This window comes from Arthrobacter sp. Cza30 (assembly GCF_059090765.1).
In genome coordinates this window covers 690,017-715,964 of record NZ_JBNHGA010000001.1, presented here as the reverse complement: position 1 = coordinate 715,964, position 25,948 = coordinate 690,017, and the positions used below count along the sequence as shown (strand labels likewise).

General features: G+C 69.4%; 28 protein-coding genes and 1 pseudogene. 19 read left to right on the top strand and 10 right to left on the bottom strand.

Annotated features, from left to right (window positions below):
- The first annotated feature begins 71 nt into the window (after positions 1-71).
- From AC5RVZ_RS03160 to AC5RVZ_RS03115, 10 genes are all read left to right on the top strand, one after another.
- Entirely contained in the window at positions 72-599 is a 528-nt protein-coding gene (locus AC5RVZ_RS03160; RefSeq protein ID WP_494064316.1) for a DUF1697 domain-containing protein, read from the top strand.
- Between the two features lie 111 nt (positions 600-710).
- Entirely contained in the window at positions 711-1,130 is a 420-nt protein-coding gene (locus AC5RVZ_RS03155; RefSeq protein ID WP_494064315.1) for a YciI family protein, read from the top strand.
- 25 nt (positions 1,131-1,155) lie between these two features.
- Positions 1,156-2,403, top strand: a complete 1,248-nt coding sequence (locus AC5RVZ_RS03150; RefSeq protein ID WP_494064314.1) for an RNA polymerase sigma factor — start codon at positions 1,156-1,158, stop codon at positions 2,401-2,403.
- Positions 2,404-2,667: 264 nt separating this feature from the next.
- On the top strand, positions 2,668-3,897 hold the full coding sequence (locus AC5RVZ_RS03145) for a hypothetical protein (protein WP_494064313.1): 1,230 nt from the start codon (positions 2,668-2,670) through the stop codon (positions 3,895-3,897).
- Between the two features lie 605 nt (positions 3,898-4,502).
- A complete protein-coding gene (locus AC5RVZ_RS03140; RefSeq protein ID WP_494064312.1) occupies positions 4,503-5,075 on the top strand; it encodes an alternate-type signal peptide domain-containing protein in 573 nt (190 codons plus the stop codon).
- Between the two features lie 64 nt (positions 5,076-5,139).
- Positions 5,140-5,739 carry a hypothetical protein gene (locus AC5RVZ_RS03135; RefSeq protein WP_494064311.1) on the top strand — a complete coding sequence of 200 codons (600 nt, stop codon included), beginning with the start codon at positions 5,140-5,142 and terminating at the stop codon, positions 5,737-5,739.
- On the top strand, positions 5,736-6,653 hold the full coding sequence (locus AC5RVZ_RS03130; RefSeq protein ID WP_494064310.1) for a hypothetical protein: 918 nt from the start codon (positions 5,736-5,738) through the stop codon (positions 6,651-6,653). Before AC5RVZ_RS03135 ends, AC5RVZ_RS03130 begins: the two co-directional genes overlap by 4 nt.
- Entirely contained in the window at positions 6,653-7,333 is a 681-nt protein-coding gene (locus AC5RVZ_RS03125) for a signal peptidase I (protein ID WP_494064309.1), read from the top strand. Before AC5RVZ_RS03130 ends, AC5RVZ_RS03125 begins: the two co-directional genes overlap by 1 nt.
- A gap of 79 nt (positions 7,334-7,412) precedes the next feature.
- Positions 7,413-8,498, top strand: coding sequence for a type I restriction endonuclease (locus tag AC5RVZ_RS03120; protein WP_494064308.1), 1,086 nt, complete (start codon positions 7,413-7,415; stop codon positions 8,496-8,498).
- A gap of 126 nt (positions 8,499-8,624) precedes the next feature.
- Positions 8,625-8,945, top strand: a complete 321-nt coding sequence (locus tag AC5RVZ_RS03115) for a biopolymer transporter Tol (protein ID WP_494064307.1) — start codon at positions 8,625-8,627, stop codon at positions 8,943-8,945.
- Positions 8,946-8,986: 41 nt separating this feature from the next.
- Here AC5RVZ_RS03115 and AC5RVZ_RS03110 read toward each other — a convergent pair whose 3' ends face one another.
- From AC5RVZ_RS03110 to speB, 5 genes are all read right to left on the bottom strand, one after another.
- On the bottom strand, positions 8,987-9,877 hold the full coding sequence (locus AC5RVZ_RS03110; RefSeq protein WP_494064306.1) for an aldo/keto reductase: 891 nt from the start codon (positions 9,875-9,877) through the stop codon (positions 8,987-8,989).
- Positions 9,878-10,006: 129 nt separating this feature from the next.
- On the bottom strand, positions 10,007-10,651 hold the full coding sequence (locus AC5RVZ_RS03105; protein ID WP_494064305.1) for a cyclase family protein: 645 nt from the start codon (positions 10,649-10,651) through the stop codon (positions 10,007-10,009).
- A gap of 7 nt (positions 10,652-10,658) precedes the next feature.
- The gene (locus AC5RVZ_RS03100) at positions 10,659-12,050 is read right to left on the bottom strand and encodes a purine-cytosine permease family protein (protein ID WP_494064304.1); all 1,392 of its coding nucleotides are present in this window, start codon (positions 12,048-12,050) and stop codon (positions 10,659-10,661) included.
- Between the two features lie 96 nt (positions 12,051-12,146).
- A complete protein-coding gene (locus AC5RVZ_RS03095; protein WP_494064303.1) occupies positions 12,147-12,536 on the bottom strand; it encodes a YybH family protein in 390 nt (129 codons plus the stop codon).
- Between the two features lie 32 nt (positions 12,537-12,568).
- On the bottom strand, positions 12,569-13,570 hold the full coding sequence (gene speB, locus AC5RVZ_RS03090; protein ID WP_494064302.1) for an agmatinase: 1,002 nt from the start codon (positions 13,568-13,570) through the stop codon (positions 12,569-12,571).
- A 93-nt stretch (positions 13,571-13,663) separates the two neighbouring features.
- Here speB and AC5RVZ_RS03085 point away from each other — a divergent pair, with 93 nt between their 5' ends.
- Positions 13,664-14,248 carry a helix-turn-helix domain-containing protein gene (locus AC5RVZ_RS03085; protein ID WP_494064301.1) on the top strand — a complete coding sequence of 195 codons (585 nt, stop codon included), beginning with the start codon at positions 13,664-13,666 and terminating at the stop codon, positions 14,246-14,248.
- Positions 14,249-14,260: 12 nt separating this feature from the next.
- On the opposite strand, the pseudogene AC5RVZ_RS03080 reads toward AC5RVZ_RS03085, so the two are convergent.
- Together AC5RVZ_RS03080 and AC5RVZ_RS03075 are read right to left on the bottom strand one after the other, a co-directional pair.
- Positions 14,261-14,577: pseudogene (locus tag AC5RVZ_RS03080) on the bottom strand (DUF3054 domain-containing protein).
- 136 nt (positions 14,578-14,713) lie between these two features.
- Entirely contained in the window at positions 14,714-15,469 is a 756-nt protein-coding gene (locus tag AC5RVZ_RS03075; RefSeq protein ID WP_494064300.1) for an HNH endonuclease family protein, read from the bottom strand.
- A gap of 174 nt (positions 15,470-15,643) precedes the next feature.
- Between AC5RVZ_RS03075 and AC5RVZ_RS03070 the strand changes: the two genes are divergently transcribed.
- Positions 15,644-16,585 (top strand): hypothetical protein, encoded by a 942-nt coding sequence (locus tag AC5RVZ_RS03070; protein WP_494064299.1) that lies wholly within the window; start codon positions 15,644-15,646, stop codon positions 16,583-16,585.
- Between the two features lie 34 nt (positions 16,586-16,619).
- Here AC5RVZ_RS03070 and AC5RVZ_RS03065 read toward each other — a convergent pair whose 3' ends face one another.
- The gene (locus AC5RVZ_RS03065) at positions 16,620-17,303 is read right to left on the bottom strand and encodes a TetR/AcrR family transcriptional regulator (RefSeq protein ID WP_494064298.1); all 684 of its coding nucleotides are present in this window, start codon (positions 17,301-17,303) and stop codon (positions 16,620-16,622) included.
- Positions 17,304-17,389: 86 nt separating this feature from the next.
- Between AC5RVZ_RS03065 and AC5RVZ_RS03060 the strand changes: the two genes are divergently transcribed.
- Complete coding sequence (locus tag AC5RVZ_RS03060) at positions 17,390-18,058, top strand: DUF4386 domain-containing protein (RefSeq protein WP_494064297.1); 669 nt, start codon at positions 17,390-17,392, stop codon at positions 18,056-18,058.
- 280 nt (positions 18,059-18,338) lie between these two features.
- The gene (gene msrA / locus AC5RVZ_RS03055) at positions 18,339-18,899 is read left to right on the top strand and encodes a peptide-methionine (S)-S-oxide reductase MsrA (protein ID WP_494064296.1); all 561 of its coding nucleotides are present in this window, start codon (positions 18,339-18,341) and stop codon (positions 18,897-18,899) included.
- Positions 18,900-18,959: 60 nt separating this feature from the next.
- On the opposite strand, the gene AC5RVZ_RS03050 is transcribed toward msrA, so the two are convergent.
- Entirely contained in the window at positions 18,960-21,047 is a 2,088-nt protein-coding gene (locus AC5RVZ_RS03050) for a serine hydrolase (protein ID WP_494064295.1), read from the bottom strand.
- A gap of 237 nt (positions 21,048-21,284) precedes the next feature.
- Here AC5RVZ_RS03050 and AC5RVZ_RS03045 point away from each other — a divergent pair, with 237 nt between their 5' ends.
- The 3 genes from AC5RVZ_RS03045 to AC5RVZ_RS03035 are packed head-to-tail and all read left to right on the top strand — an operon-like array spanning position 21,285 to position 23,385.
- On the top strand, positions 21,285-21,770 hold the full coding sequence (locus AC5RVZ_RS03045) for a DUF2243 domain-containing protein (RefSeq protein WP_494064294.1): 486 nt from the start codon (positions 21,285-21,287) through the stop codon (positions 21,768-21,770).
- Between the two features lie 8 nt (positions 21,771-21,778).
- Entirely contained in the window at positions 21,779-22,582 is an 804-nt protein-coding gene (locus AC5RVZ_RS03040; protein ID WP_494064293.1) for a cytochrome c oxidase assembly protein, read from the top strand.
- On the top strand, positions 22,579-23,385 hold the full coding sequence (locus AC5RVZ_RS03035; RefSeq protein ID WP_494064292.1) for a glycosyltransferase family A protein: 807 nt from the start codon (positions 22,579-22,581) through the stop codon (positions 23,383-23,385). The genes AC5RVZ_RS03040 and AC5RVZ_RS03035 overlap by 4 nt, the downstream gene beginning before the upstream one ends.
- Here AC5RVZ_RS03035 and AC5RVZ_RS03030 read toward each other — a convergent pair.
- Entirely contained in the window at positions 23,366-23,767 is a 402-nt protein-coding gene (locus tag AC5RVZ_RS03030; protein WP_494064291.1) for a nuclear transport factor 2 family protein, read from the bottom strand. The genes AC5RVZ_RS03035 and AC5RVZ_RS03030 overlap by 20 nt on opposite strands.
- Positions 23,768-24,356: 589 nt before the next feature.
- Between AC5RVZ_RS03030 and AC5RVZ_RS03025 the strand changes: the two genes are divergently transcribed.
- Both AC5RVZ_RS03025 and AC5RVZ_RS03020 read left to right on the top strand, forming a co-directional pair.
- Complete coding sequence (locus AC5RVZ_RS03025; protein ID WP_494064725.1) at positions 24,357-24,560, top strand: cold-shock protein; 204 nt, start codon at positions 24,357-24,359, stop codon at positions 24,558-24,560.
- A 253-nt stretch (positions 24,561-24,813) separates the two neighbouring features.
- A complete protein-coding gene (locus tag AC5RVZ_RS03020; RefSeq protein WP_494064724.1) occupies positions 24,814-25,920 on the top strand; it encodes a fatty acid desaturase family protein in 1,107 nt (368 codons plus the stop codon).
- Positions 25,921-25,948 lie beyond the last annotated feature (28 nt).

The window sequence follows — 25,948 nt, the reverse complement described above, 5'->3', positions numbered from 1 at the left end:
TGCACCAGATGCGCTAGCGCCGGCGCCCGGCCGACATCCGTCGCGTCGGACGCCGGGGCTACGGTCATGCCATGAGGTACGTCGCGTTCCTGAGGAACGTCAACCAGGGCCAGCGCGGTCACCCCTCCACCGCCGACATCGTGGGGGCCTTCGCGGATGCCGGATGCCCCGGCGCCGTCCTGTTCCAGAGCAACGGCACCGTGCTCTTCGAAGCCGAAGATCCCGCCCTCGTGCTCGAGACGGTCATCGCGTCGATCGCGGCGCGGACGGGTCTCGAACGCGATGCCTTCGCGATGGCGTTCGACGAGCTCGTCGCGGTCGTCGACGCCCGCCGAGCGGCGGCCGCCGCCCGCCGTTTCGAGCTCACGCTGCACCATGGCGACGTGATCGACCGCCGCAGCCGGGATGTCATCGAACAAGCCGCCGTGCGCCGCTGCGTGGTCGTCGACGCCGGTCGCGGCTGGGCCCTGGTGCGCAACGAGCGCGAGGGCGAGGGCAATGCCACGCCGGTCATCGAGCGCCTGACGGACGGACACGCGTCATCCCGCGGCCTGCCGACGCTCCTGCGCCTCGTGGATCGGTTCGCCGACCACCTGTAAGCCACGAAAAGAATTCGGAGCCGATGTCGATTTCTCTCGCGCCCATTCGACGCGATAGTGAGAGGGAGCGAACGGTTCCCTCCGAGAGAACCGACACAGAGGGAGCGAACAATGAAGCACATGCTGATCATGCGGGCGACGCAGGAGGCCGTGGACAACTACGAGAACATGGACTTCGAGGCCGTCATCAATGCGATGGGCGCCTACAACGAGTCCCTGATGAAGGCCGGCGTGATGGTCGCCGGCGAGGGACTCGCGCCCGAGCCGGGCTACGTCGTCGACTTCTCCGGCGAGACGCCGATCGTCAGCGACGGCCCCTACGGCGAGGTGCACGAGCTGTTCAACGGCTTCTGGATCATCCAGACCGCCACCGCCGAGGAGGCCCTGGAGTGGGCCAAGCGGTGCCCGCTGGGCCCCGGCAGCAAGCTCGAGGTGCGGCGTGTGACCGATGAGGCGGACTTCGCGGACTTCTCCGAGAACGAGTACATCCAGAAGGAGAAGGAGTGGCGCGCCGAGCTCGGCACCGAATGAGCCGCCACCGGGAGCACGCACGAGGATGAACGACACCCGGCGCACGGTCGAGGCCGTCTGGCGCATCGAGGGTCTGCGGATCGTGGCATCCGTGGCCAAGATGACCGGCGACCTCGGCCTCGCCGAGGATGTCGCGCAGGAGGCGCTCGTCGAAGCCCTCGGATCCTGGCCGCGCGAGGGCGTTCCGGTCAACCCGGGCGCATGGCTCACCGCGGTCGCGAAGCGCCGTGTGATCGACGCGTGGCGGCGCCGCGAGCGGCTCGACGAGCGCTATGCCGCCATCGCACACACGCTCGATGAGGCGACCGACGACGCGTGGGAGCCGATCGACGACGACGTCCTGCGTCTGATCTTCACGGCATGCCACCCCGCGCTCTCGCGCGAGTCGCAGGTGGCGCTCACCCTCCGGGTGGTCGCGGGCCTGTCGACGGAGGAGATCGCGCGGATGCTGCTCACCACGGTTCCGACGGTGCAGGCGCGCATCACGCGGGCCAAGAAGGCGCTGGCGGCGGCGCGCGTGCCGTTCGAGACGCCGGATCCGTCGGAGTGGACGGTGCGCCTGTCGGCTGTGCTCGGCGTGGTGTACCTGGTCTTCACCGAGGGCTATGCCGCCACCGGCGGCGACCGGTGGGTGCGTCCTGACCTCGCCGACGAGGCGCTGCGGCTGGGGCGCATCATCGCCGGCCTGCTGCCACGCGAGCCCGAGCCGCTTGCACTGGTGGCGCTCATGGAGTTCCAGCGTTCGCGCTTCGCCGCCCGCGAGTCGCGCTCGGGGGCGCCCGTCCTGCTCGCCGACCAGGACCGCTCCCGCTGGGATCGCGGCCAGATCGCGCGCGCTGTCGGGCTCCTCGCGAAAGCGGATGCCATCGCCGCGGCACGCCGCGTCGGACGCGGGCCGTACGCGCTGCAGGCCGCGATCGCGCAGTGCCATGCGATCGCACCCAGCGTCGCCGAGACGGACTGGCACCGCATCGTGCTGCTCTACGAGGTGCTCGGCCGTATCGCACCGAACCCGATCGTCGAACTCAACCGGGCGGCCGCGGTGTCCATGGCCTCCGGCCCCACCGAGGCATTGCGCATCGTCGACGCGCTCGAGGAGGCCGGTTCCCTGCGCGGATCGCATCTGGTTCCGAGCGTCCGCGGCGAGCTGCTCGCTCAGCTCGGTCGCATCGAGGAAGCCCGGGCGGAGCTGATGACCGCCGCGGGACTGACCGCGAACGCGGCGCAGCAGCGGGTGCTGCGTGAGAAGGCGAACGCCCTGACCGACCGTTGAGCGCCTTCCACCGGCGCGCGCAGGCGCGACGAACGGATGTCGTCGATATCCGGTAACGTGCCCTTCGCCGGGGGGAACCGGCTGGGGGGATGCGTCGAGGGAACGAACGCCCGCGACACCAGTGACGTCCACGCGCGAAGCTCGCAGCAGCGAGGGTCGCGTCGGTGGTCTCGTGCGCATGGACGCCCCGGGTCATCCCGCCGTCGCTGCGCGGCATCCGCCGTGCGGCACATGCATGCATGAGAACGCCTGGAAGGAGTTCATTTGTCCGATCCCACCTCGCCGTCGACACCCGAACCGGGGTCGTCGTCGCCCGTTCCCCCGTCCCCCGCCGCTTCCGGCGCGTCCACGCCGACCACGCCGGGCGAGCCCATGCCGCAGACGGCTGCGGGGCAGCCGACGGCGCAGGCGACATCCGAGAACCCCGCGCCGGCGCCGAGTCCCGGTCATCCCGTGCCGCCCCAGGCCGCGCCCGGCCACCCCGTGGCGCCGGTCGCGCCGGGCAACACGTTCGCACAGGGCGTTCCGCCGCAGTACGCCCCGCCGGCGGGCTACGCCACCCAGCCCCCGCGTGACGCGCGACCGAAGACCCTCGCGTTCGTCGCGCTGGGTCTGGCCGCACTCGGGCTCATCCTCGCGTTCATCCCGTTCGTGACCTGGTTCTCGGGCCTGGTCCTGCTCGCCGGCTTCATCGTCGGCCTGGTCGCCCTGATCGCGAAGAAGCACGGCGGCAAGCCGTTCAGCATCGCCGCGGTCGTCGTGTCGGTCGTCGGATGGATCGTGTCGATCGTGATGACGATCGTCTCCATCGGCCTGCTGGGTCAGGCAGCGATCGACGACGCGCTGCGGGAGGGCACCTCCTCGAGCGTCGACGACGCCGACGCAGCGCCCGCCGAGGACGAGCCGGCACCTGTCGCCGGCGACGCCGAGGATCTGTCGGTCGTCGAGGCGGCCTTCGGCCGCATGACCTACGACGAGGGCACCTGGTGGTACACCGTCGTCCTCGACAACCCGAACGAGGACTACGTCTTCGACTTCGCCGACATCAGCGTCGAAGCGCTCGATGCCGCCGGGACGATCCTCGACACCGCGACGGACTATCGCACGCTGCTGTCGGGCCGCACCGCCATCACCGGCGCGTTCTTCTCCGTCGGCGACGGCGAGATCGCCTCGCTCAACGTGCGGGGTCCGGAGGCGACCGCCGCGGTGGAGGCACCGCTCGAGGAGACCGGCGTGTTCACCGTGGAGGGGGTGCAGGCCACCACCGACGAATACAGCACGACCGTGCACGGAACGGTCAGCGCCGACTTCGAGAGCGAGCAGGAGCTCGTCAATGTCGTCGTGATCGCTCGCGACGCCGCCGGGGCCATCATCGGCGCCGAGGCCACGTACATCGAGCGGCTGCCCAACGACGGCAGCAAGGTCCAGTTCGAAGCGGTGTTCTTCGAGCCGCTCCCCGCCGACACGACGTTCGAGGCGTACCCCTCCCTGTAACGTCCGGCCATCAGATCCGGTCGGCCGCCACATCGGCGGTCGACCGGATCGACGCTTCAGCCCGCCGCACCGGTTGCCGGGCGGCCGACACCGAGGTCGGCCATCGCCCGCCGCGAGACCTGCCGCGCTGTCGGCGGCCGCGGATGCCACGAGGTCGGCATCCCCCTTCAGGCCATCTCGTCGTCCTTCGCAGACCCGAGCTTCCGACGCGAACCCGTCGCCGTGATCCCCACGGATCGGCGCTCGCCATCAGCCACGGGCGCCGGCGATTCCACGCCCATTCCGCGAGCATCTCATAGGCGACGATCGCGACCCCTTACGCGCGGGTCCGATAGCGGCCAAGGCAGCGGCACACGACAGCCGCGACGCCTCGCGGCGCCCCGGTCTTGCGCTGTTCTTGCGGTTCGCCGCCGATCACGCTGAGGCATCCCCGGATCTTGTCGCGATCTTGCGGAAGCCCTGCCGACGACTCGGCAGCGCCTTGCGGCGAGCGCCCGAGACTGAGGGACGTGTTCGAGGAGCAGCGGTCCGCACCGGCTCGCCTCTCCGCGGCACCCCGACACTCCCCTACTGAAGCGGGCTGCAAACCGCGGAAGGACATCACCATGAAGAAGATCGTCAAGGCGTCCATCGCCACCACCGCCGGCGTCATCCTGCTGCTCGGCGGCGCCGGCACGTTCGCCACCTGGAACTCCTCGGCCTCCGTCGCGGGCGGCTCGATCGTCGCCGGCAACCTGGTCGTCGAGGACTCGAACACCCCGGGCGCATGGACGGCCAACGGCACGGCGATCACGATCGGCGACTACCGCGTCGCCCCCGGCGATGTCCTCACGTACACGAAGACGATGAAGGTCGGTGCCGAGGGCGACAGCCTCAGCGCGACGCTGTCACTGACCGATTCGTCGATCGCTCCGGCCGACAACACCAAGCCCGCCGACGTGGCGCTGGCGAGCTACCTGACCGACTCCGCCGTGCTGACCGCGTCCGGCTCGGGCATCACCGGCACAGGGCCCACCTTCACCGTCACGCCGGGCGCCGGCGTGGTGAACCAGAACGTCACCGTCACCGTGACGATCACCTTCCCCTACGGCGACACCGCGGGCGGCAACAACAACGCCATGAACGGCGCCGTCACGCTCGACGCGCTGACCGTCAGCCTCACGCAGAACACGAAGTGACCGAACGGGGCTCGCCTCGCCGCAGGCGAGCCCCGCACCGTCCGATTCCCGACGAGGACCGAGAATGAGCCGCCGCATCCGTCGCCACGCCGCCCGACGCGCACAGCGTCGCGCCGCGGCGCCGGCGCGTCTGCTCCTCACTGCCCTCGGGACGGCGGGCGCGATCGTCCTGGGCGTACTGGCCGGCGGCGGGACCTTCGCCGTCTGGACCGTCGTCGCCCCCGCGGCCGCCGCCACCACGACCCTCAGGGCCGGGTCCGCCGGACTCACCGCCGGCGCCCTGAACCTGTCTGCCGCCGGTCTCTATCCGGGTCGCACCCTCTACGCGTCCACCACCGTGACCAACTCCGGCACCGCGCCCCTCGCCCTCACGCTTGATCCGGTCAAGGGGCCCGCGACGCCGACCACGTTCACCGCGTCCCTCGTGGTGTCGGTCGGAAAGACCGTCTCGAGCGCCGATTGCACCGCCGGTCGCGTCACCCCGACCGTGACCACCCCCGTGGGGGCCGCGGCCGGTTCCGACCTGCAGCTGACGCTGGCCCCGGGTGCCTCCACCATCCTCTGCATCGGGATCGGGATGCCCCAGACCGCGCCCGCCGCAGCCGCCGGTGCGGCGGCATCCGCCCTCACGATCACCGTCTCCGGAACGCAGGTCCGCTCATGACCCGTCGCCGCCTCCTCGGCCCCGTCGCCGCGCTGGTCACCCTCGCGGTGCTCGGCGGCGCCGGCGGAGCGTCCGCCGCGTGGATCGCGAGCGCATCTGTGTCGGCATCCGCCTCCTCAACCACCATCGCGACCGCCCTGGCGCAGACCGGTGAGCTCAGCACCACCTACCGCTACTCCGGCACCGCGTCGACGGCGGCTTCCGGGCAGTTGACGATCACCAACACCGGCGGCGCGCCCCTGTCGTACGCGCTCGCGAATCAGGTCGGCGGGAGCGCCGCGCTCGCGCAGAAGACCACGCTGCGGCTGTGGACGGGCGCGTGCGGTGCGACGGCGCCGGCCGACGCGGTGACCACGTCGCTCGCCAACACCGCGCCCGCGCTGCCTGCGGCGGCGCGCTCCCTCGCCGCCGGCGCTTCGGTCACGGTGTGCGTCTCGACTCAGGTCGAGGGAGCGTCGAACGAGTCGTTGCAGGGTCAGAGCGCCACCGCGACCTTCCGCGTCACCGGCGCCGTGGGCACGAGCTGGACGACCTCGGCGACCGCCGCCGCGGTGACGCAGTCGGTGTACCGCCTGGCTGCCGCCGGAACCCCGACGTGCTCAGCCGAGTCCGCCAGCACCGTCCGGCTCACCTGGACCGCTCCCACCAACCGGGCCGACACCGCTCCTGTGTCCTACCGCGTGTACGACAGCGCGTCCGGCACGACGTTCGCGACGGTGGCGAGCGCCAACGCCAACGTGTCGATCGTCTTCTCCGGCCACATGATCGGCTCGAACGGCACCTACCGGCTCGCCATCGAGGCGAAGGAGACGACGGGAGGCGCGACGACCGCACCGGCCAGCGCGACCGTCCGTGTCATCCGATCGACCTCACTCCTGGACCTTCTGCAGCTGTCCCCGAACTACCACTGCTGATGACGACCACGACGCCCATGACGACCACCGTCACCGTGCCCACGCTCAGCGCGGCATCCGGAACGCGCCGGCTCATCCGCGCCGAGATCCGCCGCCGCGAAGAGGGTCAGAGCCTGCTGCATTACCTCGCGGTCTCACTGAGCGCGGCGCTCCTCGTGCTGCTGCTCGGTGTCGCCGTCGCCGTGATCGGCCTGCCCGCTCTGACGGGCGGCAGCGCGATGACGGTGCTGACCCAGTCGATGGAGCCGGGACTGCCACCGGGCACACTGGTCGTCGTCCGGCCGACACCGGTCGACGACATCCGCGTCGGCGACGTGATCACGTATCAGATCCGATCGGGCGAAGCGGCGGTCGTCAGCCACAGGGTGATGTCGAAGACGTACGCCGACGGCGAACTCACGTTCGTGACGAAGGGCGACAACAACGACACGGTCGACCCCGAGCCCGTCCGCGAGGTGCAGGTCCGCGGCAAGCTCTGGTACAGCCTGCCGCTGCTCGGGTGGGTGAACACCCTCCTCAACGGCTCCAACCGCACCGTCGTCGTCGCCGTCGCGGCCGGTGCTCTTTTCCTTTACGCCGCCGTGTCGGTCATCGGTGCCGTGCGCGATCGTCGCACGACGACGGCGGATGCCGCTGCTGCGGGCCCTTCTCAGCTTCGTAGGCGCGCAAGCGACCTCTGAGAACACGCGGCGGCCTTGGCGCTAGATGAGACGACTCTCACGTTAGGATCCATGCGTCCCCATGGATCAAAGGAGAGGGATGGACTTCGCAGACCGACTGGCAGCCCTGGCCACAAAGGTGAGCAACCAGGCCACCGCTATCGGCACGGAAGAAGCCACTAAGAACGCCTTCGTAATGCCGTTCATCTCGACGATTCTCGGCTATGACGTTTTCGACCCGTTGGAGGTCGTCCCGGAATTCACTGCAGATGTCGGCATAAAAAAGGGCGAGAAGGTCGACTACGCCATCATGCGCGATGGCGAGGTGCAGATCCTGATCGAGTGCAAGTCGTCGAACGGTGTGCCGAAGATCGAGCACGCTTCGCAGCTGTTTCGCTACTTCTCCACCACCAATGCACGGATCGCTGCGCTGACTAACGGCGTCGTCTGGCAGTTCTTCACAGACCTCGACGCTCCGAATCGAATGGACTCCAAGCCGTTCCTCGTTCTCGACCTACTCGACATCGACGACACGTTGCTCCCGGAACTGCAGAAACTGAGCAAGGAGAGCTTCGACCTCGACTCCATCATCAGTGCCGCCGAAGAGCTGAAGTATGTCGGGGCGTTGAAGCGCGAGATCGCCGCTCAGTTCCGCGAGCCTAGCGATGAGTGGATTCGGTTTTTCACGACGAAGGTCTACGAAGGCGCCTTCACCCAGAAGGTGCGTGAGCAGTTCACGCCTCTCGTCACCAAGGCATCTAAGCAATTCCTGACGGAGAGCGTGAACGACCGGCTCAAGACTGCGCTTGGCGCAGGATCAGCGATCCACACTCCGCCCACCCAGCCGGCGATCACGTCGGAAGAGGTTGCAGTCAATGACATCACGGGCGACACCGAGATCGAGACGACGCTCGAAGAACTCGAGGGCTACACGATCGTGAAGGCGATCGCTTGCGGCGAGGTGAAGCCAGTGCGAATCACGCACCGTGACGCCAAGAGTTACTTCGCTGTGCTTCTCGACGACAACAATCGCAAGCCTGTGGCTCGACTGCATTTCAATTCGAAGCAGAAGTACCTCGGACTTCTGGACGAAGAAAAGACGGAGACGAGACACGCCATCAACTCGCTCGACGAGATTTACGAGCACGCAGACGCGATCCGAGAGGCTGTGCGCCGGTACCGGTAGCGCCTCCTACGCCGAACGCTTGAGCAACCTCTGAGCTGGAAGCCACTTCCGCGGGCTCACGTACTCGGGTCCGTCAAACGCTACGGCCCACACCGGGCGATCCATCACCGCGCTACGGTGCTTCTCATGGATGCAGGTGACGACGACCGGTGGCTCGTTGTCAACGGACGCAGATGGCGGCGCACCGACCCCGACCTGCCACAGGAGGTCGTCACGGCGCTTACCTCACACCTGGGCCGGGGGCGCTCTGCCGTGCGCATCGCGATGAAAGATGCCGATGAGGAAGCCGTCTCCCACGCACGGCGCCGAGTCAGCCTTGCGAAGCACGGCCTCGGCGAGCGGGGCGGGCGCTGGTGGGAGCTGCCTCTGGACGCCCGGCTAGAGCGTGCCCGCGACGCACTGCAGCAGCTTGACGCGTTGGACGATCCACCGTCAGCCACGGACTGACCCCGCAGGAGCGGAGTGGCGTCGCCCCAGGCGGCGCGAACTCAGTCGAAGATGCCGACCGACGCCGACAGGCGGGTCACCTCATCGGCGCTGAGCTCGAGGTCCGCCGCCTGAGCCGAGTCGATGATGGAGGCCGCGCGCCGCGCTCCGGGGATCGGGATGACGTGCGGATCGAGGGCGAGCTCCCAGGCGAGCACGACCCGCTGCGGGCTGACGCCGTGAGCTTCGGCGACCTCGCGGAAGGCCGAGAACCGATCGCCGACGCTGCGGGCTCCCCCGCCCGTGCCGCCGAGCGGACTCCACGGCAGGAAGGCGATGTCGTGCTCGGCGCAGAAGCGCAGCTCGCCGATGCTGCCCGGATGCTTCGGCGAGAACTCGTTCTGAACGCTCGCGAGGTTGCCCTCGCCGAGCACGTCCAGCGCGATCTGAATCTCCTCGACACTGGCGTTCGAGATGCCGACGGCGCGCACGAGCCCGTCCTCCTGCAGCCCGGCCAGGGTCTTCATGATGTCGCCGTACACGCGCCAGCGGTCGGGACGGTGGTACTGGTACAGCTCGATCTGGTCGACGCCGAGGATCTCGAGTGACTTCTCGACCGCCTTGCGGAGGTACGCCTCCGATCCGTCACGGCCGAACACCTCGCCTTCACTGCGGGTGATGCCGCCCTTCGTCGCGACGAAGATGGTCGACGCATCGCCGTCCCACGTGCGCAGAGCCTCGGCGACGATGCGCTCGTTGTGGCCCATCTGGTCCCACGAAGGGGCGTAGATGTCTGCGGTGTCGATCAGGGTGACACCGGCGTCGAGCGCCGCGTGCACCGTCGCGACGGCATCCTCGAACGACGGATACTCCTTGTCGTTGTTCATCGACAGCGGCATGGCGCCGAGCCCGATCGCCGAGACCTGTCGTCCTGCCAGAGTGCGCTGCTTCACGTTCTCTCCTCCTCGCGTGTGCCGAGCCTGCCAGAAGCGGACCGGTCCTGATCAGGGCTGGACAGGGGCGCGCCGAATTCGTATGAGAGACCGAGGCGTTCCACACCCCGGACCGCTCCGACGTGGCGCTCACAGCGCGTCGAGGAACGCCACGCCCCTGACCGGCGCGCCGTCGCCCTCGAGCTTGAAGGGGAAGAACCCGACCCGCACGCGCGACGGGAGACCCTCCAGCCCGCACACGTTCTCGACGACCAGCCCGTCTCCTCCGAGCACGACCTCGTGCACCGGGAAGCCGCTGGCGGCGGCGTCCGTCGGGTCAGGGCTCAGCGTGTCGACTGCGAGCACCCGCATGCCGCGGCGCATCAGCTCCCGCGCGGCCGCGGCGTCCAGCGAGGGATGCCGCAGCGCGAGCGCATCGCCGAACCAGGGCGCCCAGCCGGTGTCGATGATCACGATCGGCGGCAGGGACGCGGGCATCCCGCCGTCCACGACGAAGTCCTGCCAGCCGTACGGCCGTGCCTGCGTCGCACCGGGAACGCGCAGCACGATCGCCTCGCCCACGAGTTCGTCGAGTGCGACGTCCGCCATCGTGCGCCCACCGGGCACCGTGTGCGCCGGCGCGTCGACGTGCGTGCCGGTGTGGGACCCCATATCGATGCGCGCGACGGCCACGCCGTCGGCATCGAGGGTCAGCCCGGGACCGATGGTCACCCCGGGATCACCGGGGTAGACCATCATGCCGTCGCGGACGGGATGGCTGAGGTCGCGCAGCATCCTCCGATCATGCCCTCACGGTCGTCGTTGTGTCCGTCTGGTCCGCGAGGTTGCCGACGGGAGTGATCGGCCCCTTCGGGCGGGACGGCAGCGAGACCAGCAGGTACAGGAGGAACGTCACGATGAACGCGGGGGCCGTCGAGCCGAACGGCAGCGGCCACACGTACGCCCACACGTACGCCAGGACGGCCCCGACGACCCAGGCCCCGATCGCCAGCCAGTTGATGCCGGCGGTGTACCAGTACCGGCCGCCGATCGGACGCAGGATGTCGCGGTCGTACGAGCTGCGCTTGATCACGTAGTAGTCGACGATCATGATCGCGAAGATCGGGGCGAACAGGGCGCCGATCGTCACGAGGAACGTCGTGAACTGGTTGAGCAGGCCGAAGAAGGTCGCCCCGATGATCGAGATCGCCCCGAGCACGAGGGCCGTCGGCAGGAACTTGATGCGCTTGCCCGGCAGCGAGTTCACGACGGTCGTGACCATGCCGTAGACCACCATCGTGTTCGTCGCCATGACGGACAGGAAGATCGCGACGCCGAACAGCCAGCCGAACGGCGCGATGATCGTCACCGGGTCGAACGGGATCGCCTCTCCGCCGCTCAGGATGACGTAGGCCATCGCCGTCGCCCCGAGGGACATCGAGATCACGGTCGACAGCGTGTAGCCGACCCCCGATCCGACGACGCTCGCCCGGGTGCTGCCCGCGAAGCGGTTGAAGTCCGCCGCGAGCACCGTCCACGAGATCGCGGTCGCTAGCACGACGTCGAACACCAGACCGGGCGAGTAGAACGGCTCGGGCGTGTTCTGGATCGTTCCGAAGGCGCCGGGAGTGAAGGACGCGAATGCGACGATGAAGATGTACGCGGCGATGGCGAGGATGACCGCGGCGAACCAGGGCTCCACGCGCGCGACCCCGGCGTGGCCGAAGATCGCGAGGATCACCACGATCGTCTGGCACAGCACCGCGAAGATCACCGGGCTCGAGAAACCGGTGAGGCTCGCGACGATGTAGTCCAGCGCGATGCCGGCGAGCATCGCCTGCACCCAGCTCCACCCCATGAGGATGATGACGTTCGCGGCGACCGGCAGCAGGCTGCCGCGCGTGCCGAACGGCCCGCGGGTGAGTGCCATCGTCGGAAGGCCCGTGCGACGACCGATGGTGCCCACCGCGACGAGGACGGCGGCGCCTGCGACCGTCCCCCCGACGATGAGCAGCAGCACCAGCCCGTAGGGGACGTCCGGGATGAAGAGAGTGCCGGTGAGCAGCGTCGTGACGACGAGGTTCGCGGCCAGCCAGATCATGAACAGGCGGCCGGTCGAATACGTGCCGCGGACAGGACCGGCGTCGTCGGATTGAGCCTCGAGCCGCTGCTCGAGGCGAGTGTAGAGCGACATCGTCGTGCTCCTTCGGGTTCGGTTTCGGGTTCGGGTGTAGGTGCCGGAACGGAGGCGGGCGCTCAGCGCGGGCATCGCATGGCGTTCATCGACCGGTCAGGCGAACGGGGAGAGGTGCTCGTGGACGGCGAGGAGGCGGTCGCCGTCAGCGGTGAAGACGATGGTCTCGCGCTCGCGGTACGACTCCGGGCCGTCCGCGGTCTCGACCGACGTGTCGACGGTGTGCGAGAACACCGCCCCGCCGTCGAACACCTGCACGCGCCGGTCGCTGGAGCTGCACGACGTCACGCGCCATCCGCTCTCGACCCACTCGTCCCACAGGCGCTCGTACTCGGCCCGGTTCTCGAGGCGTCGCGGCTCGGTGTGGAACACGAACGTCGCCTCGGGAGCGAACCCGTCGAAGTATCGGTCGCCGTCGTTGGCGCCGAACGCGTCGACGATGGCCGCCGCCGCCGCTTCGACGGCCGCCGGATCAGGGGTGGTCATGCGCTTCTCCTTCGAAGACGGGCCGGATGCCATCAGCGCGGCGCCATCGCGCTGAGCAGCTCGTACACGACATGGCTCGCGGCCACGGCCGTGACCTGCGCGTGGTCGTAGGCGGGCGCGACCTCGACCACGTCGGCGCCGACGATGCGGAGGTCCGCCAGGGCGCGCAGCATCCGGAGCAGCTCCCGGCTGGTGAGGCCGCCCGCCTCGGGGGTGCCTGTGCCGGGCGCGTGCGACGGATCGAGCACGTCGATGTCGATCGAGATGTACAGCGGCTTGTCGCCGATGCGCGCGCGGATGCGGTCGATGGCCGCCGGCACGCCGTGCTCTTCGACGAACTCGCTCGAGACGATCGCGAACCCGAGGCGCTCGTCGTCTTCGAGGTCGCTCTTGGCGTAGAGCGGCCCGCGGATGCCGACGTGCATGCTCGCTGTCAGGTCGATGAGCCCCTCCTCCGACGCACGGCGGAACGGCGTGCCGTGCGTGGTGGGAGCACCGAAGTAGGTGTCCCACGTGTCCAGGTGGGCGTCGAAGTGCAGGACGGCGACCGGTCCATGCTCCGCGTGCACCGCACGCAGCAGCGGCAGCGCGATGGTGTGGTCGCCGCCGATGACGACGAGACGGTCGGCGCGGGTGCGGAGCTCGCGGGCGCCGGCCTCGATCTCGCCGACTGCCGCGGCGATGTCGAACGGGTTGCCGATGATGTCGCCCGCGTCGGCGACCTGCTGGGAGCCGAACGGGAAGACGTCCTGCGCCGGGTTGTACGGGCGCAGCAGACGGGATGCCTCGCGCACGTGCGCCGGGCCGAACCGGGCACCCGGCCGGTAGCTGACACCGCTGTCGAAGGGCACACCGGCCACGGCGACATCCGCTCTTCCCACCTCGTCGAGGCGCGGCAGGCGCGCGAACGTCGCGATGCCGGCGAAGCGCGGGACGACGCTGGCGTCGACCGGTCCGACCGGCGCTCCGCCGACGGAGGCGGCGCCGGTGCCGCGGGCGCCGTCGTTGGAGTCGGCGGAAGGGAGGGGTTGCATATATGACAACTTTCGATACTCTGTAAGCAACTCTGCGGTAAAGCTACGCCCGCGGCGCCACGGCGTCAAGTGCGTCCGAAGCGAGAGGCTGCGATGCGCGCCATTCATCCCGACGCCGACACGACCGCGACCCCGATCGGAGCGAAGCTGCGGGCGGCGCGGACAAGCCAGGGGATGTCGCTCGGCCAGCTCGCCGACACGACGGGACTGTCGAAAGGGTTCCTCAGCCGCGTCGAACGGGACGAGACCTCCCCGAGCGTCGCCACGCTCGTGCAGCTGTGTCAGGTGCTGTCCCTTCCGGTCGGAGCGCTCTTCGCCGAGCCGGAGATCCAGCGCGTGTCGTATGCGGACGCGCCGCGGATCAACCTCGGCGGGGTGCAGGCCGAGGAGCGCCTGATGTCGCCGCGCGGCGAGCACCGGGTGCAGCTGCTGCGTTCCGAGCTCGAGCCGGACGCCCACGGCGGGTCGGACCTGTACACGATCAACTGCGACGTCGAAGTGCTGCACGTGATCGACGGAGCCGTCATCATGCGCTTCGCCGACCGCTCCGTGACGCTCGGCGCCGGCGACGCGCTGACCTTCCCCGGCCGGGAGCCGCACACGTGGCACGTCGAGGGAGGCAGGCCGGCGACGGTCGTCTGGGTCATCGTGCCGGCGCCGTGGAGCGGCTCGGCGTGACTGCGCGGCCCGTCAGCGCCGAGCGCGCCGGCGGATGAGCGCTGCGATGACCCGCCAGCCGACGAGCATCAGCAGCAGCACGATGGCCGCGACGATGACGAAGGCCATCTGCACTCCCTGGCCGCTCACCCCGCGCAGCAGCATCCCGCCCGCACGGTCGTACCCCAGACCGGGAGCCCGGCGCGGATCGGGGCGGCCGGGCCCCGCCATGCGCGGGCGACGCCCCAGCCGGCGACGAGGGCGAGGAGGAACGTCCAGGAGGTGTTCCACAGTCCGGCGAGGACGTTCTCGCTGTGACTCGCGCGCCCGATCGCCGCGAAGATGACCACGAGCAGCGCGTCGAGGAGGAACGACAGGACGACCGGCTTCGTCACCGGCGTCCGCGCCGCGTCGACGGCCGCCCTGGGTCCTCTCGTGGTCACCCTTCGAGGGTAGACCGGGATGCGAAGGCCGCAGGCCGACAGGTCAGCAGGCGTGGAGGGTGCGCTCGAGGGCCGCGCGATCGGCCCGGTTGATGCCGAGATGCCATCCGGACAGCACGGCGACGTAGTCCATCGCGTAGATGCAGTGCGCGGCCACCGACGGCGGCATCCACTCGGCAGGGCCCGAGTCGCTCTTGGACTGATTGACCGAACCCGACGTCGCCCGGAGATTCCGGGGATCGTTCGCGAACGCCACGCGCTGGTCGTCGGTCCAGAACTCGGCGCCGTGCCGCCAGGCCCACGACAGCGGAACCAGGTGGTCGATCTGCACGAGCACCGAGGTGTCGGCCCCCGACACGAAGGACAGGGTCTCGCCGGTGTACGGGTCCTGCAGCAAGCCTTCGAGAACCTTGCACCCGTTCGTGTCGGCCTTGAGCACCACCTGCTCCAGGTCGCGCCGCAGGATGTCGTTGCGGGTGTCGCAGCCGTTCCGGTCGAGGTCGTACCAGGCCTGCCCGAACGACTCACGGTAGTACCGCGCGATCGACTGACCCGGAACCGTCTCGAGCTCGGCGAGGGCCTCGAGCGCGGCGGGCGACGACGGATAGGCCGGTGTCGCGTCGATCGACACCTCGGGTGTCGCGCCCGGCTCCGCCGCGGAGGGCCTGGGAGAAAGAGCGGTCCAGACAGGGATGCCGACCGCGGCCACCAGCGCCATGACGAGGACGACGACCGATCGCGTCAGCCACGAGCGACGTGCACGCCGTCGTGGTCTCCCCCTGCCCCTCGTCGTGGTCATCGCCCTGCTCCGCTGTCTCGCACCCCTCGATCATCCGGGATGGCGGCGACATCGCGGCTTCACGCGCGAGGGTGACGGCTCGGCGAACCTCCGCCGAACGGCCGGCCGAGCGTCCCCGCGGGATAGGCTGACGCCCACCAGGCCCCGCGCGTGGAGGGCAGGACGGAGTCCGCGATGATGACCGAAAGGCGCATCGGATCCGCACCTGCCGACGCTCCCCGGCGGGAAGTCCCTCTCTGGGCTGCGGCCCTCCTCTCCCTCGCAGCCGCACTCGTCGGCCTGCTGCCGTGGCTCGTGACCGGGGCTCGACTGCCGGAGCAGGAGCTGTGGACGCGCCCTGTCCCCGCCGGCGACATGCCCATCGCGCTGCTGCCGTTCAGCCGGTATGCACTGACGCAGATCTTCGCGCTGCTCATCGTCGGGACGGCCGTCACGGGCGTCGTGGCTCGCGGTCTGCGCACCAGGCTCAGCCGCAGGGGACTCGCCCTGATGCTGGGCACCGCCCCGCTGGTGCAGGCGATCGCGATCGCGCAGGCGGCGCTCGTGACGAATGCGGGACTGCCGGCAGATTCGGAGGCGGCCGGCTACGTGACCGGGCTTGTGGGCGCGAGTCTGCTGTCGCTGCTCATCGGCGGGTTCGCGGGAGCGCTCATCGCATTGTCGCCGCGCGCCGGGGCCGTCATCGGCCTGACGCTCGCTGCGATCGCGGCGCCCTCGTGGTTGAGCGCTCTCTTCCTCCCGTCCGCGCTGTACGGCTACGGGTGGTCGCTTCCCGTCCTCAGCTTCCTTCCCCTGGTGACCTCGCTGCTGACGGGTATCGCCATCGCGTGGGCGGGGATCGAGACCGCCGGCCGCATCGGCGGCGCGCTTGCCAGTCTCGCTCTGCTGTGGATCGTGCCGGCCGCAGTGACGGCCATCGCCGCAGCCGGCGGGAGCCGCGTGCTCGCCGAGGATCCGGCAGCCATGACGGAGTACGCGCTTCAGGTGTTCGCAGCCGCACTCTTCTCGCCCGCCGTGGCGCCGCGGCTCGTCCTCGTCGCCGCCATCGTGGCGTCGCTCGGATCGGCGGTCCGCTGGGCGATCGAGATCCATCGCCCCGATCCGACCGACAGCTGAGCCGCCTCCGCCTTCCGCCGAGACTCCGCTGTGCTCAGCGACCCGTTCGCGTGGCCGACGACCAGCCCGCGGCGTGCAGTCTGTCGAGCCCATCGAGAAGGATGTCGAGCGCGAACGCGAACTCGGCATCGTCGTCACAGCCGACCCCGGCGTGCGGAGCCGTCGTGGCCATGCGGACGATCGATGGGTACCGCTGCGCGAATGCCGCCATCGCCCGCTCGCGCTCCACGGGGTCCTCGGGGACGCTGGGCGTCGGCATCACGTCGCGCGTGAACCCCCACATCCGTGTGCTCAGCGCATGCATCGCATGATGCACGAGGTCGGCGCTGAATCCGCCCTCGAACATCACGGCCATGAGGCCGTCCATGTACCCGATCACCGTCGGACTCGCGGCGCTGCGCGACTCGATCGCCGATTGCGCCCACGGATGCTGCGTCACGACCGAGCGGGCCGCCATGATGCGCTCGCGCAGCACGGCTTTCCATGGGCCGCCCGTACCGACGGCCGAGATGCGTCGAACGATCTGATCGACCATGCCGTCGATCAGGTCCTCGCGACTGCCCACGTGCTTGTAGAGCGCCATCGGGGTGACCCCCAACTCCTCAGCGAGTCGCCTCATGCTCGTCGCTTCCAACCCGACGCCATCAGCCAGAGCGATCGCCGCATCGATCACCTTCTGGCGATCCAGCGCCTGCCGCGCCGTCCTCGAGCTTGACACGTATACAGCGTATACCTAAGCTGATGCGGGGCAGGTATACGCCGTACACCTGTCGTACTGACCGACCTCGAGATCGCGAGACCGCCATGACCCCACACCCCCGCCTCTACGCCCGCGCCGCAGGGATCCTCTACCTCACGACGCACGCGACCTCGGTGCTCGCCGTCGTGGCCTACGGCGACGGGTCGAACGCCTTCGGCATCCGCGTCGGCGTCGCACTCGAGTTCGCGCTCGCGCTCGGATGCCTCGGCACCGGGATCCTGCTCCTGGCACTTCTTCGGTCGCACGGCTTGGTGCGGGCGGGAACCTTCGCGGCACTGCGCGCGGTGGAGGCGGCCGTCATCTGTGCGGGGACCCTGCCGATGCTCGCATTGGTGCGGACGGACACGCTGGGTTCGGTCCTCGGAGACACGCTGGTCCAGCTGCACACCGCGGCATTCTTGGTCGGGCAGGGCCTCGTGATCAGCGTCAACACGATCATGCTGGGCTGGCTGCTGCTCGATGCCCGCGTGGTGCCGCGAGCGCTCGCGCTGCTCGGCCTCGCCGGTGGCGTGCTCGTGCTTCTCAGCAACACCGCGCAGCTGCTCGGCCTCATCCCCCTCAACGGCACCATCGCCGGCCTGTGCGCCGCTCCGATCTTCGCGTTCGAGATCTGGTTCGCCATATACCTGATCGCCCGTGGCCTGCGCTCCTTCGCGCCGTCGACACCGGCCGACGGGTCCGGCGCCCCTGCTCCGGAGAGTCTGGCGGCGTAGAACTCGAAGCTCGCTCCCAGGTTCGCGGGACCAAACGTGCGCCGGCATCCGTTGTCCTCCGATGACGCCGCAGCCAGCCGCGTCGCTCCAGGAGGAATCGTGACCGACCAGTACCGCAGGACCCCCGAGGCGCTCAGCCGCACGGCCCACGGACCGCCGGCGGCCTGAGATACTGCAGGAACTCGGCCGCACTGCGCTTCGTCGCCGCTTCGGACCTCGACGCCGCGCGATACGGCGCCTCCCCGACCCTCTTCGACACCGACAATCAGAAGGACGCATCATGACCAGCGGACCCACCGACACCGGAGAGATCACCCGCACACCCGGCACCGAGACGGCCGTCCTCGCCGGGGGCTGCTTCTGGGGCATGGAGGACCTGATCCGCCGCCAGCCGGGAGTGCTCAGCACACGCGTCGGCTACACCGGAGGACACAACGACCACGCGACCTACCGCAACCACCCCGGTCACGCCGAGGCTGTGGAGATCGTGTTCGACCCGTCGCAGACGTCGTACCGCGACATCCTGGCGTTCTTCTTCCAGATCCACGACCCGTCGACGCTGAACCGCCAGGGCAACGACATCGGCACGAGCTACCGCTCCGCGATCTTCCCGCTCACGCCCGAGCAGAAGCACATCGCGCGCGAGACCATCGCCGACGTCGACGCGTCGGGGCTCTGGCCGGGCAAGGCCGTCACGACGATCGAGCCCGCCGGGCCGTTCTGGGAGGCCGAGCCCGAGCACCAGGACTACCTGATCAAGTATCCCAACGGCTATACCTGCCACTTCCCGCGCGCGGGGTGGGTGCTGCCCAAGCGCGAGGACGCCACCCGGACCGCGTAGCGATCAGCGCTCGTACAGCGGATGCCGCGGCCCGTCGGGCCGCGGCATCCGTCGTCTCGCTCAGTCCGCGGTGAGGGATCGGCGCCGCGCGATGAGCACGGCTGCGGCGCCCGCGACCACGAACAGCGCGGCCAGCCCCGTCATGGCGAACAGACCCTCCGGTGTCCACCCGGACCCCGTCGACGCCAGATCGCTGGCACCCTCGCGGGGCGAAACCGCCGGCGCTGGGCCGGTGGCATCCCCTCCGGGACCCTGGCCCTGCCCATCGGCGGCTCCGGGCTCGCCGGCGGGCGGCTCGACGACCTGCGGGGCGGTGGCGAGAAGGTATTCGTACACGACGCCGCCGATCCTCTGAAGGTACGGATTCGCCACCGCTTGGATGTCGCCGGCGAAGCCCAGGCCGCGCGTGGAGAACACCGACAGGGTCACCTCCTGCCCCGGCAGCAGGATCATCCCGATGTCGTGACTGACGTCGGCGTTCTCGCCGGTCTTGTGTGCCAGCACCTCCGCCGGGATGACGGCGCCGAGCTTCGTCTTCACCTGCTGCTGCAGCATCAGGTCGACGATCAGCTGCGCGGATTCCGCTGTCAGGAAGTCGTCGTCGGTGCTGGCGCCCCCCGCGATCTCGTAGAACAGCGTCATCAGCTGATTCACGCCGTACGGAGTGAGCCAGATGTCTCCGGCGGGCGGCACGATGGGGCCGAACATCTTGCGGCCGAAATGCAGGTCGCCCATCGAGATGCCGGCGGACTGGGTGAGCGCGTTGATCGGGTCGAAGCCCCCCACGACGTCCACGAGCTTGTTCGTCGCGGTGTTGTCGCTGACCGTGATCATCAGCTCGAGCATCTCACCCACGGAGACCTCGAGCGGAAAGGCCCGGTCCTGCAGCACGCCCGAGCCCCCGTAGCGCTCCTCTTCGGTGATCGTGACGAGCTGATCCAGACTCAGCACGCCGGACTGCACCTGGTGCATGACGGTCGCCGCGAGCGACATCTTGATCGTGCTCGCGGTCGTGAACCGGTCGAGCTTGCCCGCATACAGTGCCCGGTCGTCGTAGTAGCCGGAGAGGTCCGAGATGGCGACCCCCAACTCGACACCCGCAGCGCGCGCCTCGATGATGATCGGCTCGATCGCACTGGACAGCCCGGGCCACGCGTCGGAGGCGGGGATCGTCGGCGCGGGGATGACGACCGGCTCCTCCGGTTCGTCGAGCGGCTCCTGCAGGAACTCGTACACGATCGTGGCGGCGCGCTGCACGTACAGGTCGGCCTCGGTGCGCGGACGCGATGCCGCGAACGCCGTCGCCGCCGTGAGAGCGACCTCGCGACCGGGCAGGAAGATCACTCCGCTGTCGTGCGACACATCGGCGAGCTCCCCCGTCTTGTTGCCGAGCACCTCGCGCGGGATGACCGCGCCGAACTTGGTGTCGACCAGCTGCCCGCGCATGAGCTCGAGGATGTGCTCGCTCGAGGCGGCAGTGAGGATCTCGTGCCCATAGAGCATCGAGACGAGCTCGGTCACCTCGTCGGCGTTCAGCCAGTTCTCCTGAAGGGGAGGGGAAGCGGGATGGATCATCTTGCGTCCCAGCCACATCTGCGAGAACCCGAGTGAGGAGATGTACTCGTTCACCGCGTCGAAGCCGCCGGCACGATCGATGAGGACGTTCGTGGCGGTGTTGTCGCTCACCTGCACCATCAGCTCCATGAGTTCGCGCACGGTGATGTCCAGGGGGAACTCGCGGTCACGCAGGGTGCCCGAGCCGCCGACGATGTTGCTGTCGTTCGCCGGAATCGTGATGGTCTCATCCAGACTGAGGGTTCCGGCGTCGGCATAGCTCATCAGCAGAGCCAGGAGTGGGAGCTTGATCACGCTTGCCGCCTTGTAGCGTTCCTGGTTGCCCACGCTCGCTGTCGCGTCGCCGTAGGTTCCGCTCAGGTCCTGCACGCTCACCCCCATGCGGACGCCGTCGGCCTCGGCCTCTGCGATCAGGACCGCGAGGCGGTCCTCGAGAACGGTCCAGGCTTGGTCGGGGGTGGCTGCCGCGGCGGGGGCGGCGACGGCGGATGCCGCGATCACCGCTGCGCCGGCGACCCAGGCGGTCAGGCGGGTGAGGATTCGTGGTGGTGTGGAAGGCAGGCGCGCGCGCAAGGGGTTCCTTTCGGTGAGCAGGAACCGCGTCGAGCGATCCCGTCGTCATCCGATCAGGTGCGTGTTGCCTGCCTGTTTCACCACCGTTTCCGTGCGCACAGCGTCGGTGCGCTGCGGCCGTCAGCGGCACGGCAGCGACCGCCGCGTCCCACAGCGGCAACACGAACGCAAGGCCCGTGTGTCGCCGGAGCCGGCCCTGCTGTACTGACGTCGCACGTGTGGCGACAGGAGACTTCCATGGACAGAGCATCGACGGATGCCGCGACCCGGCCGCGCACGATCGGCAACGTCTGGTCGGGCGTGCTGTTCGGCATCGGAGCGATCGCCTTCATCGACGAGGCGGTGTTCCACCAGCTGCTGCACTGGCACCACTTCTACGACCTCGCCACCACGGAGGTGGGGCTGGTCTCGGACGGGCTCTTCCACGCGTTCAGCTGGTTCGCAACCATCGCCGGCTTGTTCCTCCTGGCCGATCTGCGGCGTCGCCGCGTTCTGCACTGGCCGCGCTGGATCGGCGGCGTCCTGGTCGGAGCGGGGATCTTCCAGCTCTACGACGGCACGGTGCACCACATCCTGCTGCGCATCCACCAGATCCGATACGTCGAGAACGTCCTCCCTTACGACCTCGTCTGGAACGTGGTCGCCCTTGCGATGATCGTCGCCGGAGCGGTGATCCTGTACAGGACGCGCAGCGCGGGTGCGGCGGCGTCGCGCCTCCGGTGAGCTCTCCGATGCACACGATGCACCCCGCGAGCCCCTTCCCCGTCGTCGAGCTGCTGGTCGTCGGCCTTGCGGCCACCACGATCGCTGCGTACCTCGCCGGGATGACGATCTCCCGCCGCCGCGGCCGGACGTGGCCACTGCGTCGCGCGCTGTGCTGGTGCGCGGGCATCGTGCTGGCTGCGGCATCCGTCAGCGGACCACTCGCCGCGGCGGCACACGAGGGCTTCGTCGCCCACATGACCGCTCATCTGCTGGCCGGGATGATCGCTCCCCTGCTGCTCGTGCTCGCCGCGCCCGTCACGCTCGCACTGCGGTCTCTGGCGCCGACGCCCGCGCGCCGACTGTCGCGACTGCTGCGCAGCGCGCCGGCGAGGGTGCTCACCCACCCGGTGACCGCCGCCGTGCTGAGCGCGGGAGGGCTCTGGCTCATCTATCTCACGCCGATCCTCGACGCGATGCGGGCCTCCCCGCTCGTGCACGTCGCCGTGCACGGACACCTCCTGCTTGCGGGGTACCTCTTCACCGCGGCGATGATCTCCCCCGACCCCCGCCCGCATCCAGTCGCGCGTCCCATCGCTGCGGCCGTGCTCGTGCTCGCGCTCGCGGCGCACGGCGTCCTGGCCAAGTACCTCTACGCTCATCCGCCTGCGGCCTTCGCGGCGGCCGATGTCCGCGCCGGCGCACAGCTGATGTACTACGCGGGCGCGTGGGTGGAGGCGGTGATCATCGTCGTCTTCTGCGCCCAGTGGTATCGCGCAGCAGGAGTGCAACGCCGACGGGCGGCAACGGCGGCGAGCGGGATGCCGTCGTGACGGATCCCGCGCGTGCACGCGGCGCGCAGGCTGTCACCGTGTCGGTCGTGATCCCGGTCAAGGACGACGAGAGGGAGCTGGCCCGCTGCCTTCGCGCGCTCGAGCTGCAGACACGGCGGCCCGACGAGGTCGTCGTCGTCGACAACGGCTCGACGGATGCCTCGGCTGCCGTCGCCCGAGAGTACGGTGCCCGCGTGATCCGGTGCGAGACCCCGGGGATCCCCGCCGCGAGCGCGGCGGGCTACGACGCCGCGCTCGGCGATGTGATCCTGAGGCTCGACGCCGACTGCATTCCGGCGGCGTCATGGATCGGCGCGATGATGGGCGCGTTCGATCGACGCCCGGGCGTGGCGGCGCTCAGCGGGGGCGCCCGCTTCGTGGACGGGCCGCGTGCGCTGCGTGTCACGCTCGCCGCGACGTACCTCGGTGCGTACGCGATCGTCGCCCTTCTGTCGCTCGGGCACCTGCCGTTGTTCGGCTCGAATCTCGGAATGCGACGCGAGGCGTGGGAGCGCATCCGATGGAGTGTGCATCGCGGCGACCCCGAAGTGCACGACGACTTCGACCTCGCGTTCCACCTCGGCGAGCGCTGCCGCATCGGCTACGCGCGGGATGCCGCCATGGGGATCTCGATGCGACCCTTCACCGATGGGCGGGCCTTCGCGCGGCGCGTGTGGCGCGGGGTGCGGTCGGTCGTGGTGCACTGGCCGCGGGACTTCCCTCCCGTGCGTTGGACCCGACTGCTGCTGCGGCGGATGCTGCGCGGCGCGAAGGCGAGGTGCGTCAGGTCCGGACGGACGTGACGTGGCTGTGGACGCAGCGCCACCGATCGTCGCGAAGCGCGAACACGTCGGTCGTCCATTCGTCCGCGTCGAACGTGCGGCTCCCGACGTGCGCGGTGTTGACCACACGCGCGAAGACGATGGCCACGTTCCCGTAGACCCTCACCTCGATCTCGCCGACAGACCGCATCTCCGAGTGGCGCAGCTCGCCGCTGCGCACCACCTCGAGGAACCGCATCCGCGAGGTCTCGCCGTCCTCATCGATGAGGCGCCACTCTTCCGCCAACCACTGCGCGATCCGGTCGGCGTCGTTCGCGACGATGGCGTCGGCGAGGGCCCGGGATGCCTCCACCACCCGCTCGCGCGCATCACCAGACGCCGACGCAGCCGCACCGCTGCCCATGCCTCCACGATCCTCGCGCAGCCGGCCGCGGGCAAGGGTCTCGTCCGACTCGCTCGGCGCCTCGCCGACCTCCCCGCCGTGGTGGTCATTGCGAACGCCGTATCCGTGCTAGGCTGTTGGTTGCCTTTCGGCATGCGCGTCCGAGTCCTCTGCCTCATTGTGGAGAAGCAGAGCGCAGACGCCCACACCGCCACCGGCGGCCCTTCCATCTCCATCTCTTTCGCGCGACATCCACGAACATTCGCGCAGACCCAAGGCTTTTTTGACTACTCTCACCTCCTCGCCGGTGCTCACGCGCGCCGTGCTCGACTGGCGCCAGGCCGACGACGATGTGTTCGTCGCTACGCACGCCGGCGAGTACGCCGGCTTCGTCGACGTCACTCTGCGCGGCATCCACGCCCACAGCGCGCTCGGAGAAGACCTCGGCGCGTACGACACGCACGACGCCGCCCGCGCTGCGGTGGCGGCATCCGTCACACGACCCGCACCGGCGCCTCGGCGTGCGATGCTTCTCACACGTCCGCTCCGCATACGTCGGCGCGGCACCCCCGGTCGCTCCGGCGGCCCGAATAGTAAAAGGAAAGACACGATGGCCACTGGCACCGTGAAATGGTTCAACTCCGAGAAGGGCTACGGGTTCATCGCACCCGACGACGGCTCGGCGGATCTCTTCGCGCACTTCAGCGCGATCGCCGGCAACGGCTTCAAGGAGCTCCGCGAAGACCAGAAGGTCGAATTCGACGCCGAGCGCGGCCCCAAGGGCATGCAGGCTGCGAACATCCGCGCACTCTGATCCGACTCGGCCGGCGGGCGCTGCGACAGCGCCGATGCCGACTCGGGTCACAAGCGCCCGTCCCGGTCACGGGGCGGGCGCTTTGCCGTCACCCGCCACGGCGGCCCGAACATCGAGGTTGCCTGTCGGATACCTGGGAGTCGCCCCGTATTCCGGTCCGTCTATACAAGGCGGCGTAACCTGAGGACAGCGATAGGCAATTGCCGTTGCTCAGACGGGCCGAAGAAGGTCCCGACCGAAACCCGGTGCTCACATCTCTTCCACTACGCTCGAGCCGCGACTCGGACCCGTTCGACAGACCTACGCCAGCACTTCCGACTTCCCGCCGATCGCACGTGCCTACACCGACGTGTCGCAGGTGGTCCGTGAGAGCGGCCTGCTCCGCCGCACCCCGTGGTTCTATGCCATGGTCGGCATGCTCATCGCCCTCGCCTTCGCGGGCTGCGTCGCCGGGTTCATCCTCCTCGGCGACAGCTGGTTCCAGCTGCTCATCGCAGCCGCGCTCGGCATTCTGTTCACCCAGGTCGCCTTCCTCTCCCACGAGGCCGCGCACCGCCAGATCCTCACGTCGGGTCCCGCCAACGATCGGCTGGCCCGCATCCTGGGGAACGGCGTCGTGGGCATGAGCTACTCGTGGTGGGCGACCAAGCACACGCGCCACCACGCGAACCCCAACCGCGTCGGCAAGGACCCCGACATCGAGATCGACACGATCTCGTTCCTCGACGAGGATGCCGCCACCGCCCGCGGCGTGCGCCGCTTCATCACTCGCCGTCAGGGATGGCTCTTCTTCCCGCTCCTCACGCTCGAGGGCCTCAACCTGCACTTCATCGCGTTCAAGCACCTGTTCAGCCGCGAGCCGGTCAAGGGACGCTGGATCGAGCTCGGCATGCTGGCCCTCAGGTTCGGCATCATCTGGACCCCGGTCTTCGTGTTCCTCCCCCTCGGCATGGCTTTCGCCTTCCTCGGCGTGCAGCTCGCGGTCTTCGGCGTCTACATGGGCGCGTCGTTCGCCCCGAATCACAAGGGCATGCCCGTCATCGCGAAGGACGCCAAGCTCGACTTCTTCAGCAAGCAGGTCCGCACCTCGCGCAACGTCGGGGGCGGCTGGTGGGCGACCTGGCTGATGGGCGGGCTCAATTACCAGATCGAGCACCACCTCTTTCCCAACATGCCGCGCCCGCATCTCGCGCGCGCCCGTCAGATCGTCATCGAGCAGTGCCGCACGCTCGACGTGCCCTACACCGAGACCACCCTGTGGCGCTCGTACGGCATCGTCATCGCGTACCTCAACCGCGTCGGGCTCGCCGCGCGCGACCCGTTCGACTGCCCCATGGCTGCGACGTACCGCCGCGTCTGACGGCCGGTGGGTCCCGGGGCCAACCCAG